Raw genomic sequence first — 18076 nt, 5'->3', positions numbered from 1 at the left:
CGAACCCGTATCTGTTGCAATAGATTGGGATGACTTGTGGCTAGGGGTGAAAGGCCAATCAAACTCGGAAATAGCTGGTTCTCCGCGAAATCTATTTAGGTAGAGCGTCGACCGAATACCCTCGGGGGTAGAGCACTGGATGGGCTATGGGGACTCACCGTCTTACTGATCCTAACCAAACTCCGAATACCGAGGAGTACTAGTCGGCAGACACACGGCGGGTGCTAACGTCCGTCGTGAAAAGGGCAACAACCCTGACCTCCAGCTAAGGTCCCCAAGTCATGGCTAAGTGGGAAAGGATGTGAGGATCCCAAAACAACCAGGATGTTGGCTTAGAAGCAGCCATCATTTAAAGAAAGCGTAACAGCTCACTGGTCTAAATAAGGGTCTTTGCGCCGAAAATGTAACGGGGCTAAAGCCATGCACCGAAGCTGAGGATGTGACAGTTGTAGTGACTGTTGCGTGGTAGCGGAGCGTTCCGTAAGTCTGTGAAGGCGGACCCGTGAGGGCTGCTGGAGATATCGGAAGTGCGAATGTTGACATGAGTAACGATAAAGGGAGTGAGAGACTCCCTCGCCGAAAGACCAAGGGTTCCTGCTTAAAGTTAATCTGAGCAGGGTTAGCCGGCCCCTAAGACGAGGCGGACACGCGTAGTCGATGGGAACCACGTTAATATTCGTGGGCCTGGTGGTAGTGACGGATCTCGTGTGTTGTACATTCTTACTGGATTGAATGTGCGGCGAAGAGGTTCCAGGAAATAGCTCCACCGTATAGACCGTACCCGAAACCGACACAGGTGGTCAGGTAGAGTATACCAAGGCGCTTGAGAGAACTATGTTGAAGGAACTCGGCAAATTGCACGCGTAACTTCGGAAGAAGCGTGACCCCATTTTACGCAAGTATGATGGGGTGGCACAGACCAGGGGGTAGCGACTGTTTATCAAAAACACAGGGCTCTGCGAAGTAGCAATACGACGTATAGGGTCTGACGCCTGCCCGGTGCTGGAAGGTTAAAGGGAGGGGTGCAAGCTCTGAACTGAAGCCCCAGTAAACGGCGGCCGTAACTATAACGGTCCTAAGGTAGCGAAATTCCTTGTCGGGTAAGTTCCGACCTGCACGAATGGCGTAACGACTTCCCCGCTGTCTCCAACATAGACTCAGTGAAATTGAATTCCCCGTGAAGATGCGGGGTTCCTGCGGTCAGACGGAAAGACCCCGTGCACCTTTACTATAGCTTTACACTGGCATTCGCCAAGGCATGTGTAGGATAGGTGGTAGGCTTTGAAGCAGGGACGCCAGTTCTTGTGGAGCCATCCTTGAAATACCACCCTTATCTTCGTGGATGTCTAACCGCGGTCCGTTATCCGGATCCGGGACAGTGTATGGTGGGTAGTTTGACTGGGGCGGTCGCCTCCGAAAGAGTAACGGAGGCGCGCGATGGTGGGCTCAGACCGGTCGGAAATCGGTCGTCGAGTGCAATGGCATAAGCCCGCCTGACTGCGAGACTGACAAGTCGAGCAGAGACGAAAGTCGGTCATAGTGATCCGGTGGTCCCGTGTGGAAGGGCCATCGCTCAACGGATAAAAGGTACGCCGGGGATAACAGGCTGATGACCCCCAAGAGTCCATATCGACGGGGTTGTTTGGCACCTCGATGTCGACTCATCGCATCCTGGGGCTGGAGCAGGTCCCAAGGGTATGGCTGTTCGCCATTTAAAGCGGTACGTGAGTTGGGTTCAGAACGTCGTGAGACAGTTCGGTCCCTATCTGCCGTGGGTGTAGGAATATTGACAGGATCTGTCCCTAGTACGAGAGGACCGGGATGGACGTATCTCTGGTGGATCTGTTGTCCTGCCAAGGGCATAGCAGAGTAGCTATATACGGAATGGATAACCGCTGAAGGCATCTAAGCGGGAAACCAACCTGAAAACGAGTGTTCCCTATCAGAGCCGTGGAAGACGACCACGTTGATAGGACGGGTGTGGAAGCATGGCAACATGTGAAGCTTACCGTTACTAATAGCTCGATCGACTTCTTCGTTCCCATTGTTCATGCTCATCAAAGATGAGCATCATCTGTTCTGTCCTGACGCGCATAGCGCTCCGGACGGGCCGCGCCACAGGGCGCGACGACCTCTGGTCTGTATGGCAAACATACGGATGGGTCGCAGAAAGACGTGTTAAATTAAATGAAGCGCAAGCTTCCCAGCTTCTCGAAACAACACTCATGTGAAAACATGAACTGTGTTGCGTTTTGCCGACCTGGTGGTTATCGCGGGGCGGCTGCACCCGTTCCCATTCCGAACACGGCCGTGAAACGCCCCAGCGCCAATGGTACTCCGTCTCAAGACGCGGGAGAGTAGGTCGCTGCCAGGTCTGCAAAACGCAACAAATATCTTCTCAGTCACAAAAAGGGCTTCAAGCCCTAATCAAAAGGCCGCTGAAGCGGCCTTTATGCTATAATAATGCAGCGCACAATGTGCCGAAACAAATCGGTCACCCAATTAGGGTGCGTCCCTTACAGGAGACAAATCGCCTTCGGCAATTTGACCCCAAACAGATCCGTCTTCGCTAAAGCAAAGACGGAAGCGCGACATTCGGCAGAGCCGAATGCGATGGTAACGCGGGGTGGAGCAGCCCGGTAGCTCGTCAGGCTCATAACCTGAAGGCCGCAGGTTCAAATCCTGCCCCCGCAACCAATATCTTCAAGACTATCAACAACAAAGCCCTCCCATCCCGGAGGGCGTTTTGCGTTTAGGGCGTTGGATACCGCAAATGACTTGCAGGCGGTATATCCCTCACGGGCTCTGATAGTGTGCAGCGGTCGATCCATTGCGCCCACTGGAGCCTCGCGAACTCAACAGCTCACGGCCCTATTAACTGAACACCTCCATCAAAACTTCTTCTGACCCCATCAAACAGCCTATCGTGCTAGGTCTAAGGCAGCCGAAAGTGACCCCGATCGTGCGGGATTACCGGGTGGCTTTGGACAATGCCGAGTACGCTTATGGACCTGCCGAAGATAAAGACGCTGATTGATTTTGTCGGACGAACGAACGTCACCGAACTCATGGTGACAGAGAAAAGCGTAACTGTGCGGATATTCAAAACCGCACCTCGAACAGAGGCTGGCAGCAATGTCTCGGTCAAGGCCGGGGATGACGCGCTGATCGATCAGTCGGAGTCGATCCTTCCTGCCACCACATCGGCCACCTCCGTTCATGCCCCGATTTTTGGCGTTTTGCATCGCGCTTCCGCGCCGGGACAACCTTCATTTGTCGAGGCTGGAGATGTGGTCGAGGAGGGGCAGGCCCTCTTCATCATCGAAGCCATGAAAGTCTTCAATAAAATTGCTGCGCCACGTGCTGGCCGGATCACCTATCTGACGGAGGTTGATGGTGGCGAGGTTGAGGCCAATGATTTGCTGGCGGAGATCGCGTAATGGCGGAAAGTCTCAACGCCGCATCGGATATGCCGGGTTTCGACACGGTTCTGATTGCCAACCGGGGTGAGATTGCTGCACGCATTCAGCGCGCCTGCCGCGAATTGGGCCTGAAGACCGTGGCCATCTGTTCTGAGGCGGACAGGCAGGCTCCATATGGCCAAACGGCTGACACCTTCCTTTGTGTTGGCCCGGCGAATGCTGCCAAGAGCTATCTCAATCAGAATGCCATCTTAATCGCTGCCCGTTTGACGGGTGCGGGTGCGATCCATCCCGGTTATGGATTTCTGTCCGAAAATGCCGCCTTTTCTCAGGCTGTCGAAGATGCCGGTCTCGTATTCATCGGTCCGGACGCAAGGTCGATCTCCACGATGGGCGACAAGATCGCTGCCAAACGGGCAATGATTGCGGCCGGTGTGCCATGTGTACCTGGACCGGATACAGCGCTTCCCGAGGATGCCGCAACGGTTGAGCGTATCGCAAATGAAATCGGCTATCCAATCATTATCAAGGCTGCGGGCGGTGGTGGCGGGCGTGGCATGCGAGTGGTCCAGGAAGCTGCCTTGCTTCACGAAGCCATTACCCTGACGAGGGAGGAGGCGCGGCAGGCTTTTGGCTCTGCTGTCCTCTACATGGAGAAGTTTCTCCAGCATCCCCGTCATATCGAGATACAGGTCCTGTGCGACACGCACGGCAATGCCGTCTGGCTTGGTCACCGCGACTGTTCGATGCAGCGTCGTCATCAAAAAGTGGTCGAAGAAGCGCCAGCGCCTGGAATTTCGGTCGATGTGATCCAGCCGGTCGGTATGGCTTGCGTCGAGGCTTGCCGACAGATCGGCTATCGCGGGGTGGGAACTTTCGAATTCCTGTTTGAAGACGGCAAATTCTATTTCATCGAGATGAATACGCGCTTGCAGGTCGAACATCCCGTCACGGAAATGACGAGCGGCATCGACATCGTTCAGGCCCAGATCAAGGCGGCGCAGGGTAAGCCTCTGGATCTGCGGCAGGCAGATGTTGTCTGCGACGGACATTCCTTCGAATGCCGGATCAATGCCGAAGATCCCGATAAGTTTCTCCCGTCGGCGGGCGTCGTGACCGATCTTGTGCTGCCGGAGGGAGAGGGGATTCGCGTCGATACCCATATCCATGTCGGCTACCGGGTGTCACCCTATTATGATTCCTTGATCGCCAAGTTGATCGTACATGCGCCGACCCGTGCTGAAGCCATGGTTAGGATGCGCCAGGCGCTTGCGGGTACACGGGTGGAGGGTATTTCGACCAATCTTCCGCTCCTGCACGCCCTGTTTGAGGACGAAGCTTTCGCGCAGGGCGAAACAGACATTCATTATCTTGAACAATGGCTAAAAGAACGGAGCGCGGCATGAGCAGGCCCGACTTTAGCGACCCCGTCTTACTCACAGCTTTGACCGATATGCTGACGGATGCAGGCGTGGACGGCGTGGAAATCACGACGCCTGAGGGTCAGGTACGCATTATTGTTTCTGCCTCGGCAAGATCTGCAATTTCCGCCGCTGGCACTGTTTGCTCACCAAAGGCCGCTGTTTCGAAAGTGGTGGTAAAAGCGCCGACTACCGGTCTCTTCTGCTCTTCTAAGCCTGCTCTGCCTGCAAAAACGCAAAATCTTCCGCGTTTGGTTGCTGCAGATGACGTGATTGGATTCATCCGGATCGACCACATTCTCATTCCCGTTGTCGCGGGTCGTAACGGTTCGCTCGTCAATCAGCTTGCCATGCAGGATGCTCTGGTTGGTTTTGGTGATCCGCTGTTCGAAATCGAGCTTCAATCATGATTGCGACATCGAACACTCTAGCACCTCGTCACGAAATCCAGCCCGTCATCAAAGGTCAGGCGCGCGTTTCGTTCATAGGCTCCCGGTCATTCTTGCTCGAAGCATCCGGCGAATTTGATCTGCCAGCACAACGCTGGATCTGGGCGCTTTCGCAAACGGTAAAAGTCTGGGCAGGTGTTGCGGAAGTCATTCCCGGCATGACGAACCTTCTGGCGATTTTTAAGGAAACGCCTGAAGATCCAGAGTCCATCGTGTCCCAGCTGCTCGATGCCTGGGATAAAGCAGCCAGTCTGGATATTGTCGGGAAGACAGTTGAAATACCGGTATATTATGGGGGCGAATACGCTGCCGACCTTCCAGCCCTCTGCGATTTTTCAGGGCTGAGCGATCGCGAAGTCGTGCGGATTCACCATGAGGCGACCTACCGCGTCTTCGCGCTTGGGAGTGCGCCGGGCTTTGGCTATCTGCATGGTCTTGATGCGCGCATCTATATGCCCCGAAAAACCGTGCCATCGATCAAGATGGAAAAGGGTTGCGTGACTATCGGTGGAATGCAGACGGGTGTGGCGATGTTGACCGGACCGAATGGGTGGAATTCCATCGGTTACGCCGATTTGCAGATGTTCGATCCCGCCTCTTCTGCGCCAGCTCTTTTGGCACCCGGAGATACGGTTCGCTTCATACCTACAGGGATCGAGCTATGATCGAGATCATCGAAACCGGCCCCTTCAACACCGTGCAAGACCTCGGTCGCCCCGGTTACCGTGACATCGGGGTTTCTGCTGGCGGTGCCATGGATCCTCTGTCACTCAAGATCGGCAATATTCTGACTGGTAATGCCGCAGATGCGGCCGTCATCGAGGTCCAGACTTTTCCTTTCAAATTGCGTTTTACAAAAACAGCAACATTTGCCGTTACCGGAACGGATGGGTGCCCGTTGCTTGACGGGAAAGAGCTGCTTTCCTGGTGCGCTCATATCGTCAAGGAAGGTCAGATACTGGAACTGAGGCAGCCGCCGAAACTTGCCCGCGCCTATGTCGCTGTTGCGGGCGGCGTGGACGTTCCGGTTTTGATGGGATCTCGAAGCACGGCGCTGCGCGGCAGTTTCGGCGGTCACGATGGGCGGCCGCTTGCAATAGGCGACAGGCTGGAAATAGGGGCTTCCGCCGATCTGTTACCACTGCCATCAAACGGGCTTGGTGTAGTTGAGCCTTCCGTGGCTTTGAGCGATATTTTCCCGCCTGTGGTGGACGGCGTTTTGCCGATACGCGCTATTCCGGCCGGTGAACAAAAGCTGTTTGCCAATGATGGCGAAGAATTCTGGAGCCAGATCTGGCGCATATCCTCCCGCAGCGACCGCACCGGTTACCGGCTGTCGGGTGATCCTATCAAACCGACCGAAACCATCGAAATGCGTTCCCACGGTGTGATGCCGGGCGTTGTACAGGTGCCGCCAAGTGGCGAGCCGATCATCCAGATGAGCGATGCAAATACGGCGGGCGGTTATCCAAAGATTGCCGGCGTGATCGAAGCCGACCTGTGGCGGTTAGGACAGGCACGCGCGGGTGGGAAGATCAAATTCGTGAAGTCCAATCACGAGGAAGCGCGTGTGGCCGAGCGGGCAGTTGCGAAATACGTCGATGATGTTCGCCAGACCTCACAAATGGTCAAGCGAGCGCTGAATGCGATGGGTTGACGGACAACCAGGGAGCAAAGGGAGGAAACGATGAAGATCGATCTGAACTCCGACATGGGCGAAGGCTTCGGTCCTTACCGGCTCTGTGACGACGAAGCGATGATGAAGATCGTATCGTCGGCGAATATTGCCTGTGGTTTTCATGGCGGCGAGCCAGATACCATGGCGCGAATGGTTCGCCTTGCGAAAGAAAATGGCGTCGGCATTGGCGCGCATCCGGGATTGCCTGATAGGGCAGGCTTCGGCCGACGCGAAATGCCCTTTCAGCCGGATGAGTTGAGACAGCAGATGCTCTATCAGCTCGGGGCCTTGATCGCGATTGCCAAAAGCGAAGGCGTCGAAGTCGGGCACTTCAGTTTTCATGCGGCCATGGGCAATATGGTCAATCGCGACCCTGCGCTTGCCGATATGATGATGAATGCCATTTCTGCCGTTGATCCGAAGCTTGTGGTGTTCGTAACGCCGGACAGCGAAATCGAGAGAGCGGCAAAACGCGCTGGATTGAAGACCCTGGCATTGTTTTTGGCCGATCGCGCCTATGACGCCAAGGGAAGCCTTGTCGCGCGGGGTCTTCCCGGCGCGCTGGTCAAGGATGAACCATCGGTGCGCGCCCGTGTCCGCCGGTTCCTGACCGATGGCACGGTCGAAGCCATCGATGGCACGATCATTGCCATGCCGGCTCGCTCCATCCTCGTCCACAGCGATACGCCCGGTTCACTGGAGCTGGCGCATATCGTGCGTAGTGAAATCAGCGCTTCCAGCGCAACGCTCGCGCCTGCCGCAGAACTCGCGTCTTAATGGGCCTCTGGTTGGCCCGTTCTCCAAATCTTACTGAAAGATCATGCAGATGCCCTCTACATCAGACCGCCTGAAAAACGTTTCCATCTCCGCTTCCGCCGCCATGACCCAACGCGCCAGAGAGCTGGCCGCGCAGGGTGTCAAGGTGGTCAGCCTCTCCTCAGGTGAACCGGACTTCCCGACGCCTGCTCACGCAATCGAGGCCGCGCACGAAGCAGCCCTTGGCGGGCAGACGAAATATCCACCGATGGATGGCACGCCTGCGCTGAAAGCCGCGATCGCCAGAAAGTTCAAGCGGGACAATAATCTGACCTACGATGCCAGCCAGATCATCGTTTCCGCAGGCGGCAAACAGGTAATCTTCAACGCCATGCTTGCAACCTGCAATCCGGGCGACGAGGTCGTTATTCCAACCCCGTCATGGGTCAGCTATGCGGATATCGTCAAATTCGCAGGGGGTATTCCCGTCGCTGTGCCGTGCGTCGAACAAACCGGTTTCAAACTGCGTGCCGAAGATTTGGAAGCTGCGATTACGCCACGTACCAAGTGGCTCATTCTCAATTTTCCCAACAACCCCACCGGCGCCGCCTGCTCCCGTGCGGAGATGAAAGCAATCGCAGAGGTTATGCTGCGTCATCCCCATGTCTGGATCCTGACTGACGATATTTACGAGCATCTTGTCTATGATGGCTTCGAATTCGGCACAATTGCCGATGTGGAGCCGCGGCTTTATGATCGCGTTCTGACAATGAACGGCGTGTCGAAGGCTTACGCCATGACGGGATGGCGTCTGGGTTACTGCGCCAGCGGCTCGAAGGAACTTATCGCCGCAATAAGCAATGTAAACGGTCAGAACGGCGGCGGCATTGCCACTGTTTCACAGGCAGCAGCTATTGCAGCTCTGGACGGTCCCCAGGATCTTCTTAAAGAACGCGCCGCTATCTATCGCGAGCGTCGCGATTTTGTTCTGAGCAAACTCGCCGAGATTGACGGTTTGCGCTGCCATAAGCCGGAAGGCGCTTTTTACCTCTATCCCAATATGTCTGGGCTTATCGGCAAGACCACCAAGGGCGGACGCAAAATCGAAGGCGATGTAGATTTTGTGATGGCGCTGGTGGATGAGCATCACGTGGCAACAGTACAAGGCGCCGCCTATGGTATGAGCCCATACTTCCGGATTTCCTATGCAACGAGCATGGAGATGCTGAGCGAAGGTTGCGCCCGCATTGCGCAGTTCTGCCAGAATATGCGTTGATCCTGAAAACGATCCTTTGGCCCGGCAGATGGGCCGAAGGACACTCTAGAGCTTCAATTTTTCCGTCAGTTCCACCAGGATATCCTTGACGGCAAAAGCCGGCTCAGACAGCGAATTCTGGTCGGACATGCACAGCGACAGTGTTTCTTCGATCCGTGGCGACAGCAGCCGGCAAATAAGCGGTTCGCTCGTTTCCGAGACGATCCGGTTGGCAATGGCTTTTGGCATGATGGTTGCGCCGAGACCACTGGCAACGGCGCGGGCAAGTGTCCTGACGATTTCCACTTCCGCGACGACCTTCAGATTGATCCTGCTGCGGGTAAATGCCGTGTCTACAGCGCGCCGGACGAAATTATACGCGGGTGGCATCAGCATGGGCATGCCATCAAGCGCGGCAATCGGCACCGGTTTTGAATCGGCTTCGATTGCGAAATCGCGATGTGCGACAAGATAAAATTCTTCGCTGAGCATGGGCTCGAATTTTACGCCCTTGATTGGTCCGACGCCGTGGATCAATGCCAGTTCCAGACGTCCATTCATGATCATCTGGCTATAGGTTTGTCCCACACTTTCCGTCAGGTGGATCAATATCCCCGGATGTCGCTTCCGCGTTTCCGCCAACAGCTCCACGGAAAGCGTTGCAGCGCTGCTGAATGGGACCAGACCGACCGAGACGCGTCCCGCAATTGAGTTACCCGCCGCCGATACGTCGACCTGCGCCTGTTCCATCTGGCGCAATATGATCTGTGCATGGCGGTAAACGGCATGCCCCGCATCCGTCATCGTCACGCCCTGCTGGCTGCGGATGAGCAATTTCTGGCCGAAATGATCTTCAAGCGCGGCTAGTTGCTGGCTGAGTGCCGGTTGCGCCAGATGCAGAATATCTGCGGCGCGCGTGATGCTGCCACTGTCGACGATGACGATGAATGATTTGAGACGTCTTATATCCATGCTTGGCGCAGCTTACAGGCTCGCACGCGTTTTGCAATCTGGGCGCCAGAGCGGAAAGCTCCTGCCTGGAACAGGAATATCCCGGAATCCCATCTCTAATTGCCTGTTTGCGGGTCTCCATAAAACTTACTTATTACTCCAAAAATAATCGGTCTTAGGCAAGCACGGAAAGCTTCGCTAGTGTTGATGGTAACAAAAAAGGGGATCAGAATGCCATTCTCCGATTACAAGACCGCTTTGGTCACCGGTGCTTCATCCGGTATCGGTGCCGCTGTCGTCGAGCGGTTTTGCCGCGAAAACATTGAAGTCCACGCGGTTGCCCGCAGCGCCGGCGCCCTGAATGAACTTGCCGAACGCACCGGCTGTATACCGCACGCGATCGACGTTACGGATCGCGCTGCAATTGCCGATCTTGCAGACAAGGTGCAGTTCGACATTCTAGTAAACAATGCCGGCGTCGACAGGCCGAAGAAGTTCCTTCAGGCGGATGCCGAGGATATCGACCTTTTGATCGATGTGAATCTCCGTGCCGTTCTCCACATCTGCCGGCTGATTGTTCCGGGCATGGTGGAGCGTGATCGCGGGCATGTCGTCAATATCTCGTCCATCGCCGGAAACTATAATTTCGGCGGCAACTCGACCTATCATGCCGTTAAAGCTGGTGTTGCGATGCTGTCGAACCAGTTGAGGCTGGATGCATTCGGCAGACGCGTCCGCGTAACGGAGATCTGCCCCGGCCGGGTGGCGACGGATATCTTCACTCACGTTCACGGCAACGATCCGAGCGTGCGCGAGCGCTTCATCGATGGTTTCGAGTTGCCGAAAGCGGAAGATATTGCCGACGCGATTGCCTTTGCGGTTGCCGCGCCAGTTTCCATGAATATCGGCCATATGGAAATCACCCCGACATTGCAGGTGATGGGCGGACTTCAGACGGCCAAACCGCAGACTGTGGCGCAAGCTGACGCATCGAAGGAACAAAAGCCGTGAGCGGTTTCGACCTGTCGGCAATCCTGAGCGACCCGCAATATATTGCAATGCTTTGGCACGGATTGCAGATGACCTTCGTCATCTTTATCGGGTCCTGGTCTCTCGCCATGACGCTTGCGCTCGTTCTGCTATGCGTGCGGTTTTCATCGTCGCGTTTTGCTGATCGCGCCGTGGCGGCCTATGTTTCCTACCACCGCAATGTGCCCACACTAGTGCAATTGATGCTGTGGTATTTCGGGATATTCACGCTCCTGCCTTCAGGTTTGACGGACTGGCTGATCGGTCACAATGCCGAAGCGATCTTTGCCGTGGTGGGTCTTGGTCTCTGTCAGGCAGCCTATTTCAGTGAGGATCTGCGTTCAGGCCTGCGCTCCGTCAGCCCGGGACAGATGGAAGCGGCCAAGGCATTGGGCCACGGTTATCTCTCCGCGATGCGCTTCATCATCATGCCGCAAGGCGTGCGCAATGCCCTGCCGCCGCTCATCAATCACAGTGTCTCCCTGTTCAAGAACAGCAGCCTCGCCCTCATTATCGGCGCTTCCGAATTGACCCATGCCATCAAGGAAATCGAAAATCTCAGCTTCCAGACCTTCGAGATCTATCTTGTCGGAACTGTTCTGTACCTGTTCTTCTCGCTGTTGATCATGGGTGCCGGTGCGTATCTTTCGATGCGCCTTGATCCGGCGTGGAGGGCACGCGGATGATCGGCGATATGATTACCATCGTTCATGACAACTGGTTGCTGCTGTTGATCGGGCAATATCCGAACGGCCCGCTTGGTGGTCTTGCGAACACGATCATCCTGTCTGCCCTTGCCATCGCACTGGCCTTTCCTGTCAGCATCCTTATGGCGATGGCGCGCCTGTCCAAGTGGCGGCTCCTGCGGTGGCCCGTAACGGGGCTTGTCTATGTCACGCGCGGCGTGCCTTTGCTGATGCTCATACTGTGGAGTTATTTCCTCGTTCCGCTCTGGACGGGCGCAGACGTGCCGAGCTTCGTCATCATGTTGACGACGCTTGTCATCTATCAGGGCGCATTTCTCAGCGAAGTCGTAAGAGCGGGTATCGTCGCTCTTGGTGCCGGGCAGATGGATGCGGCGAGAGCGCTTGGCCACAGCTATCTCGGTGCAATGCGCTTCATCATCTTGCCGCAGGCGCTTTACAACATGATCCCCAGCATGATCTCGACATTCGTCGCCACGATCAAGGATACGACGCTCGGTTACGTCATCAACGTACCCGACCTCACCTTTGCGGCAAGTCAGGTCAATAATCAGCTTCTGACCCAACCATTCCAGGTCTTCCTCATCCTCGCGGTTGTTTACTACGCCATTTGCTGGAGCTTGACGTATCTCGCAAATGCCGTCGAGCGGCGTATCGCCAAACGCCGTGCCGGTGTGGTCGGTCGCCGGCAACAGGCATTGCAGGCGCAGGCGAAAATCATAACGGAGCAGCCATGACAAACACGGCATCATCAACACAGCAGACCATCCGCATTTCCAATGTCTGCAAGAGTTATGGCGACTACGAGGTTTTGAAGAATGTCGACGCCGAAGTCGCGCGGGGCGAGGTTATCGTCATCTGCGGCCCTTCCGGCTCCGGCAAATCCACATTGATCCGTACCGTCAATCGTCTCGAAGAGATCAATAGCGGATCCATCACGCTCGATGGGCAGGATATTCACGCGGCAACCAAGACAAAGGAACTCAATCTTCTGCGCAGCAGAGTTGGTTTTGTGTTCCAGAATTTCAATCTCTTTCCGCACCTGTCCGTTGTCGAAAATGTCACGATTTCTCCGATCCGGGTGAAAGGCGTCGCACCTGATGTTGCCCGGCAGAAAGCTTTGAAGCTTCTGGATCGGGTAGGCCTCTCTGACAAGGCCGGCGCTTATCCGGGTCAATTGTCCGGCGGTCAGCAGCAGCGCGTGGCAATTGCGCGTGCGCTGGCCATGGAGCCGCCCGTCATGTTGTTCGATGAACCGACAAGCGCTCTCGACCCGGAAATGGTTGGAGAGGTGCTGGCCGTCATGAAGGGGCTCGCCGCAGAGGGCATGACCATGCTTTGCGTGACCCACGAAATGGGCTTTGCCCGTGAAGTTGCCGACCGCATCTGGTTCATCGACGCTGGTGAAATTCTCGAAAAAGCGACGCCGGAAGAGTTTTTCACAGCACCACGCCATCCGCGCGCGCAGCGGTTCCTTTCCGATCTGCGCCACTGATACCAATCAATCATAAGAGGAGAACTGACCATGAACTGGAAATGCCTGACACTTACCGTTGCACTGGCTGGAACCGCTCTCGCATCACCAGCGGCGGCTGATCAACTCGATACGATCATGGCGAACAAGGTGCTCCGTTGCGCAACCTTTGCCGATGTCGTGCCATTCGCGGCGCCCGATACGAAGACCCGTGAAATGGCCGGATTTGACGTTGATCTTTGCAACGCGATCGCCAAGGAACTAGGCGTGAAGGCCGAAGTCAAACCGGTGTCGGTGGAAGCCCGTGTGCCGGAAGTCAAACTTGGCCGCGTCGATATCACCGTCGCCAATCTCGCCTACACACAAAGCCGCGCCGAGCAGATTCAGTTCAGTGATCCCTATTATCTCGCCAAGGAAATGCTGATCGTGCCGGTTGATGATGCCGGCAAGAAGAAGTCGGATTACGAAGGCCAGCGTGTCGCCTCCACCAAGGGCTCTACCTCTGAAATGTCTATCAAGCTCAACAAGTCCGAGCCGCTGACCTTCCAGGATACTGCCTCTGCCTATCTTGCCGTTCAGCAGGGCAAGGCGCGGGGTATGGTGGCCAACACCATGACCACCACCAAGTTCGTCAATGAATCGAAGACCAAGGGCAAACCGATGCGCATGATCGAGGAGCCGATGCTCTATCAGCCGATCGGTGTCGGCATGGCAAAGGACAATCCTGCCCTGACAGCGAAGATCAATGAAGTGCTGCGCACACTCGACGCCTCCGGCGAGATAAACAAAATCTGGGACAAGTGGCTTGGCCCGAATACCGAATACAAAATGACCCGTACGGACAAGGTCGTCCCGCTCTCCGAGCTGAAATTCGACCCGATCCCCTGATCCCGCATGGCTTCAAGCCACGGCAACGATTGACACATGACAATTAAACTCAATGCGAGTGGCGGGACGTTCCCGCCGCCAGCCTTACCGTGGGAGGTTTTATGATCCACATTAAAGATATAGCAGAACGGCCAAGCAAGGCAGACATCGAAGCCCTTTCGAAGTTTTCGCCGGCAACCATCCACGAGGCGCAGGGTCGCAGGGGCGCACTTTCCTCCCGTATCAAGCCTGTCGACTACCGCATGAAGCTGTGTGGTCCCGCCTTTACCGTCAAATGCGCGCCGCGTGACAACATCATGTTGCAGCTGGCCATTAATTACGCCAAGCCCGGCGACATCATCGTGGTTTCAGCTGGTGAGTACGAAGAGGCTGGTTCCTTTGGCGACGTGCTGGCAAATGCCTGCCTTGCAAAGGGGATCGGTGGTCTGGTGACGGATACCGGTGTGCGTGACACCTTGCAGCTTCGAGACCTTGGCTTCCCTGTATTCTCGTTCAGCGTCTGCATCAAGGGTACCGTCAAGGAAACGATTGCCGCAGTAAACGATACGATCATCATTGGCGATGAGATCGTCAATCCCGGCGACATCATTGTTGGCGATGCGGACGGTTTGGTGGTTGTGCGTCGTGCGGATGCTCAGGAATCGGCACGTCTTTCGCAAATTCGCGAAGATGCTGAAGCGGGCTTCATTGAAGCTTACAAGCAGGGCAAATCCGTTATCGAAGTCAGCAATCTGGAGCCCGTCCTGAAGGCAAAGGGGCTTGTCGTCGATATCTGATTTTTGCGTGGTGCAGCGAGGCGCGTTTGGCGTTTCGGGACTTTTAAAACCGACGCAACCGTAGCTACAATCAACGCAAACAAAAGCCCTCCCCCGTGGAGGGCTTTTGGCTTCACGTCTGACGAGACCATCGAACTCCAGGAAGCCCCAAGGGCGGCCCTTCTTGCGCGCTGCGTGGCCAAGGATCCAGTACCGGCGGATCGCGGGTTTTATGCGTTCCGAGCTCTGAAGATACGTCCGATCGTGTTGAGCAGAATCTGCGCAGCCAGAATGGCGGTGGAGCCGGTGTGATCGTAATCAGGCGCGACCTCGACCAGATCAATGCCGACGATCTCGCCACGCTTTGCAAGACCTGCAATCAGTTCCAGTACCTCGTAATAGATGAAGCCGCCATGGCTCGGGGTCCCGGTTCCTGGCGCGATGGATGGGTCGAAGCCATCGATATCGATCGAAAGATAATAGCGCTTGCCCGCGGGGATGCGCTCCACTACGGCGTCCACGCCGAGTTTGCGGATCTGGCGCACGGAGAGAATATCCGAGCCCTGGGAGCGGGCATAGTCGTATCCTTCCTTTGCGGTGGAGGAGACGTTGCGGATACCGAGCTGGGTCATTCCGGTGACCCACGGTTTTTCCGAGGCGCGGCGCATGGGGCTGCCATGTCCGAAGCGGACGCCGTGACGCTCATCGACGAAATCCAGATGCGCGTCGATCTGCACCAGATGGATCGGCTCCTGATCGCTGAAGGCATTGATGCAGGGGATGTTGATGGAGTGGTCTCCGCCAAGCACCACAGGCAGTGCGCCGGCTTTAAGGATTTTGCGGACGCCGAACTCGATATTCGCGTGGCTGTTCACCGTATCGGTATGAACAATGTCGGCGTCGCCTATATCGACGATCTTCACGCCTTCCAGATATGTGACGTCGTCCTCGTGATCGTAGGCGCCCGCGTGGCCGAAGGAAAACAGGGTGGAGGCCTCACGGATGCTGCGCGGCCCGAAGCGGGCGCCGGGGCGCCATTGCGTCCCAAAATCGAACGGGGCACCGAGAACCGCAACATCCGCGTCGATCGCGTCCCAGTTTTCGACGTAGGGACTTTTGGCAAAGGTGGAAATACCGACGAATGGCAGGTTCAATCGTCCGCCGTCATAGCCGTGGGCAGTCATGGAAATGTCCTTTCAGATATCAAAGTGCGCGCTCGCGCCAGGTTTGCAGAAATTGGGAAAGGCGTTCGCTCTTCGGATTACTGAAAAGCGTCTGCGGCGCGCCTTCCTCAACGATCTTGCCGTCATCCATGAAGACGACACGGTTGGCCGCGTGCGCGGCAAAACCCATTTCGTGCGTGACGATGACCATGGTCATTCCTTCCGCCGCGAGCGTCTTCATGACGGAAAGCACTTCACCGACAAGTTCGGGATCGAGTGCCGAGGTCGGTTCGTCGAACAGCATGGCGCGAGGGTTCACCGCCAGTGCGCGGGCGATGGCGACACGTTGCTTCTGCCCACCGGACAGGCCGTCGGGTCGGCGGTCAGCGAAAGCGGCAAGCCCGACTTTATCCAGCATGGCGCGGCCGCGCTTTATCGCTTCGGCCTGGGGAAGACCATGGACGAGCCTGAGCGCCAATGTCACGTTTTTGATGACGCTCATATGCGGCCACAGATGAAAGTGCTGAAAGACCATTCCAAGCGGGCGGCGCGTCTCTGCCAGTTCTTTCGGACCGGCGCGTTCGCGGCCAAGCGGGGTTTCACGCCAGCCTATCAGGCGGCCGAAGACATCGACATCACCCGCGTCATAGGGATCGAGAAATGCAAGCGAGCGCAGAAGCGTGCTCTTGCCCGATCCCGAAGGTCCGATGATGCACAGGACATCACCCATATGAATGTCGAGATCGATGCCTTTCAGAACGGTCTTGTCACCGAACCTTTTCTCCAGGCCGCGCGCGGAAATAACAACTGTTCGTTCGCTCATGTCAGGAGCCTTCGGTGGAAAGGCGGCGTTCGAGATAGAGGCCGAGCCGCGACAGGATTTCGACGATTGCCCAGTAGAGCAGGGCAATGGTGAGATAAGGGGTTACGACCGCGAAGGTGATCGAGCTGATCGTACCGGCGACCTTGGTCAGCTCGCTGAGCGTGATGACGGACAGAACTGCGGATTCCTTGACGAGATTAATGGCCTGGCCGACGGAAGCCGGCAGCGTCAGTGCCAGCGCCTGCGGCATCTGGATGTGGAGAAAGGTGTCGCCGGAGGTAATGCCCAGCATTCCCGCCGTTTCGATCTCGCCTCTTGGAACGGCATTGAAACCGGCGCGGAAAATCTCCGCAAAGGGGCCAGCGCCATAGAGGCCGAGACCGACGATGCCGGCGGCATAGGGGCTGAGGATCAGCCCCAATTGCGGGCCGCCATAATAGAAAAGAAACAGGATCAGCGCGAGCGGCGCGCCGCGGGCAAACTCCACATAAAGCCTTACCGGCAGGGAGATGGCCATGTACCGCGACCGTAGCGCCGCAGCCAGCACGATGCCGATGATGACGGCCAGTGCGATACCCGCAATGGAAACTGTCAGTGTTGTGAACAACCCGGCCGCATAGAGAGGAATATCGTTCAGGAAGCCGGAAATCATCGCGTCGCTCCCTTTGTCAGGTGCCGTTCGACAAGGAGGCCTATTCCCGCAAGCAGCGCTCCAACCGCGACATAAAGCAGGAGAGCCGAGAGATAGGCGTCGAGTGGCCGGAAGGTGGTGGCTGCATATTGCTGGGCACGGCGCGTCAAGTCGGTGACGGCGATGACCGAAACGAGTGAGGAGTTCTTCACGAGAGCCTGTATCTCGCCGACAAGTGCCGGCAACATGGTTCTGAAGGCCTGAGGCACTTCGATGTGCAGGAATGTACGACCTGCGGAAAGGCCGAGCATGGCGGCGGCTTCCCGCTCTCCCTTTGGAATGGATTGCAGGCCTGCCCTGTATATCTCCGACTGGAAGGCGGCTGTGTTTAGCGCCAGCGCCAAAGTTGCGGCAGCAACCGGCGTCAGATCCAGCCCCAGAAGTGGCAGGACGTAGAAGACGATCAGCAGCTGGACGAGAATGGGCGTGCCTCGCCAGAAGGAGATGTAGAGACCGGATGCCAGGCAGGGCAGGCGGCCGCTGCGACCGCAGGCCGCGAGGAGAAGGGCCAGCGGCGCTCCCAGAAGAAGCGCCGAAAGGCTGACGGTCAGCGTGGTGAAGAGGCCGTCCAGAAGAACCGGCCAGATGGCAAAAGATATCTTGTCCATGACCGGTTC

Annotated in this window: 18 protein-coding genes, 1 tRNA gene and 2 rRNA genes (1 of these 21 only partly in view); 16 read left to right on the top strand and 5 right to left on the bottom strand. The window is 56.4% G+C overall.

Translation table 11 applies throughout. The features are described from left to right. From CRO62_RS07975 to CRO62_RS07930, 10 genes are all read left to right on the top strand, one after another. Positions 1-2039: ribosomal RNA gene (locus CRO62_RS07975) — 23S ribosomal RNA — on the top strand; it begins 768 nt to the left of the window's first position. A 220-nt stretch (positions 2040-2259) separates the two neighbouring features. Then, positions 2260-2374: ribosomal RNA gene (rrf, locus tag CRO62_RS07970) — 5S ribosomal RNA — on the top strand. Between the two features lie 246 nt (positions 2375-2620). Next, positions 2621-2697: transfer RNA gene (locus CRO62_RS07965), tRNA-Met, on the top strand. Positions 2698-3005: 308 nt separating this feature from the next. Further along, positions 3006-3440, top strand: coding sequence for an acetyl-CoA carboxylase biotin carboxyl carrier protein (locus tag CRO62_RS07960; RefSeq protein ID WP_097099811.1), 435 nt, complete (start codon positions 3006-3008; stop codon positions 3438-3440). Continuing rightward, positions 3440-4828, top strand: coding sequence for an acetyl-CoA carboxylase biotin carboxylase subunit (accC, locus tag CRO62_RS07955; protein ID WP_097099810.1), 1389 nt, complete (start codon positions 3440-3442; stop codon positions 4826-4828). Before CRO62_RS07960 ends, accC begins: the two co-directional genes overlap by 1 nt. Beyond that, positions 4825-5253: an acetyl-CoA carboxylase gene (locus tag CRO62_RS07950; protein ID WP_097099809.1), complete on the top strand. Its 429-nt coding sequence runs from the start codon at positions 4825-4827 to the stop codon at positions 5251-5253. The genes accC and CRO62_RS07950 overlap by 4 nt, the downstream gene beginning before the upstream one ends. Then, a complete protein-coding gene (pxpB, locus tag CRO62_RS07945) occupies positions 5250-5957 on the top strand; it encodes a 5-oxoprolinase subunit PxpB (RefSeq protein WP_097099808.1) in 708 nt (235 codons plus the stop codon). The genes CRO62_RS07950 and pxpB overlap by 4 nt, the downstream gene beginning before the upstream one ends. Then, entirely contained in the window at positions 5954-6949 is a 996-nt protein-coding gene (locus CRO62_RS07940) for a biotin-dependent carboxyltransferase family protein (protein ID WP_097099807.1), read from the top strand. Before pxpB ends, CRO62_RS07940 begins: the two co-directional genes overlap by 4 nt. A gap of 30 nt (positions 6950-6979) precedes the next feature. Continuing rightward, positions 6980-7747 carry a 5-oxoprolinase subunit PxpA gene (locus tag CRO62_RS07935; protein ID WP_097099806.1) on the top strand — a complete coding sequence of 256 codons (768 nt, stop codon included), beginning with the start codon at positions 6980-6982 and terminating at the stop codon, positions 7745-7747. 49 nt (positions 7748-7796) lie between these two features. Next, a complete protein-coding gene (locus tag CRO62_RS07930; protein WP_097100426.1) occupies positions 7797-9002 on the top strand; it encodes a pyridoxal phosphate-dependent aminotransferase in 1206 nt (401 codons plus the stop codon). Between the two features lie 45 nt (positions 9003-9047). Here the strand turns inward: CRO62_RS07930 and nac are convergent, their stop codons facing one another. Next, on the bottom strand, positions 9048-9953 hold the full coding sequence (gene nac, locus CRO62_RS07925; protein WP_003518016.1) for a nitrogen assimilation transcriptional regulator NAC: 906 nt from the start codon (positions 9951-9953) through the stop codon (positions 9048-9050). Between the two features lie 210 nt (positions 9954-10163). On the opposite strand from nac, the gene CRO62_RS07920 reads away from it, so the two are divergent. The 6 genes from CRO62_RS07920 (at position 10164) to CRO62_RS07895 (ending at position 14803) form a co-directional block, all read left to right on the top strand. Further along, on the top strand, positions 10164-10943 hold the full coding sequence (locus tag CRO62_RS07920; RefSeq protein WP_097100425.1) for an SDR family oxidoreductase: 780 nt from the start codon (positions 10164-10166) through the stop codon (positions 10941-10943). Beyond that, the gene (locus tag CRO62_RS07915) at positions 10940-11647 is read left to right on the top strand and encodes an amino acid ABC transporter permease (RefSeq protein WP_003518018.1); all 708 of its coding nucleotides are present in this window, start codon (positions 10940-10942) and stop codon (positions 11645-11647) included. Before CRO62_RS07920 ends, CRO62_RS07915 begins: the two co-directional genes overlap by 4 nt. After that, a complete protein-coding gene (locus CRO62_RS07910; RefSeq protein WP_003518019.1) occupies positions 11644-12402 on the top strand; it encodes an amino acid ABC transporter permease in 759 nt (252 codons plus the stop codon). Before CRO62_RS07915 ends, CRO62_RS07910 begins: the two co-directional genes overlap by 4 nt. Then, complete coding sequence (locus tag CRO62_RS07905; protein WP_003518020.1) at positions 12399-13160, top strand: amino acid ABC transporter ATP-binding protein; 762 nt, start codon at positions 12399-12401, stop codon at positions 13158-13160. Before CRO62_RS07910 ends, CRO62_RS07905 begins: the two co-directional genes overlap by 4 nt. A 30-nt stretch (positions 13161-13190) precedes the next feature. Beyond that, positions 13191-14027 carry an ABC transporter substrate-binding protein gene (locus CRO62_RS07900; RefSeq protein ID WP_097099805.1) on the top strand — a complete coding sequence of 279 codons (837 nt, stop codon included), beginning with the start codon at positions 13191-13193 and terminating at the stop codon, positions 14025-14027. Positions 14028-14128: 101 nt separating this feature from the next. Beyond that, a complete protein-coding gene (locus CRO62_RS07895) occupies positions 14129-14803 on the top strand; it encodes a 4-carboxy-4-hydroxy-2-oxoadipate aldolase/oxaloacetate decarboxylase (RefSeq protein ID WP_003518022.1) in 675 nt (224 codons plus the stop codon). Positions 14804-15012: 209 nt separating this feature from the next. On the opposite strand, the gene speB is transcribed toward CRO62_RS07895, so the two are convergent. From speB to CRO62_RS07875, 4 genes are read right to left on the bottom strand one after another with little or no spacing between them, the layout of a single operon-like run. Then, the gene (speB, locus tag CRO62_RS07890; protein WP_097099804.1) at positions 15013-15966 is read right to left on the bottom strand and encodes an agmatinase; all 954 of its coding nucleotides are present in this window, start codon (positions 15964-15966) and stop codon (positions 15013-15015) included. Positions 15967-15985: 19 nt separating this feature from the next. Further along, on the bottom strand, positions 15986-16768 hold the full coding sequence (locus CRO62_RS07885; RefSeq protein ID WP_003518027.1) for an amino acid ABC transporter ATP-binding protein: 783 nt from the start codon (positions 16766-16768) through the stop codon (positions 15986-15988). Between the two features lies 1 nt (position 16769). Further along, positions 16770-17420, bottom strand: a complete 651-nt coding sequence (locus CRO62_RS07880) for an amino acid ABC transporter permease (RefSeq protein ID WP_097099803.1) — start codon at positions 17418-17420, stop codon at positions 16770-16772. Further along, on the bottom strand, positions 17417-18067 hold the full coding sequence (locus tag CRO62_RS07875) for an amino acid ABC transporter permease (RefSeq protein ID WP_097099802.1): 651 nt from the start codon (positions 18065-18067) through the stop codon (positions 17417-17419). Before CRO62_RS07875 ends, CRO62_RS07880 begins: the two co-directional genes overlap by 4 nt. Positions 18068-18076: the final 9 nt, after the last annotated feature.

The organism is Rhizobium sp. AN6A (assembly GCF_900215635.1).
GTDB classification, from domain to species: Bacteria; Pseudomonadota; Alphaproteobacteria; order Rhizobiales; family Rhizobiaceae; genus Agrobacterium; species Agrobacterium tumefaciens.
This window is presented reverse-complemented; position numbering and strand designations above follow the sequence as displayed.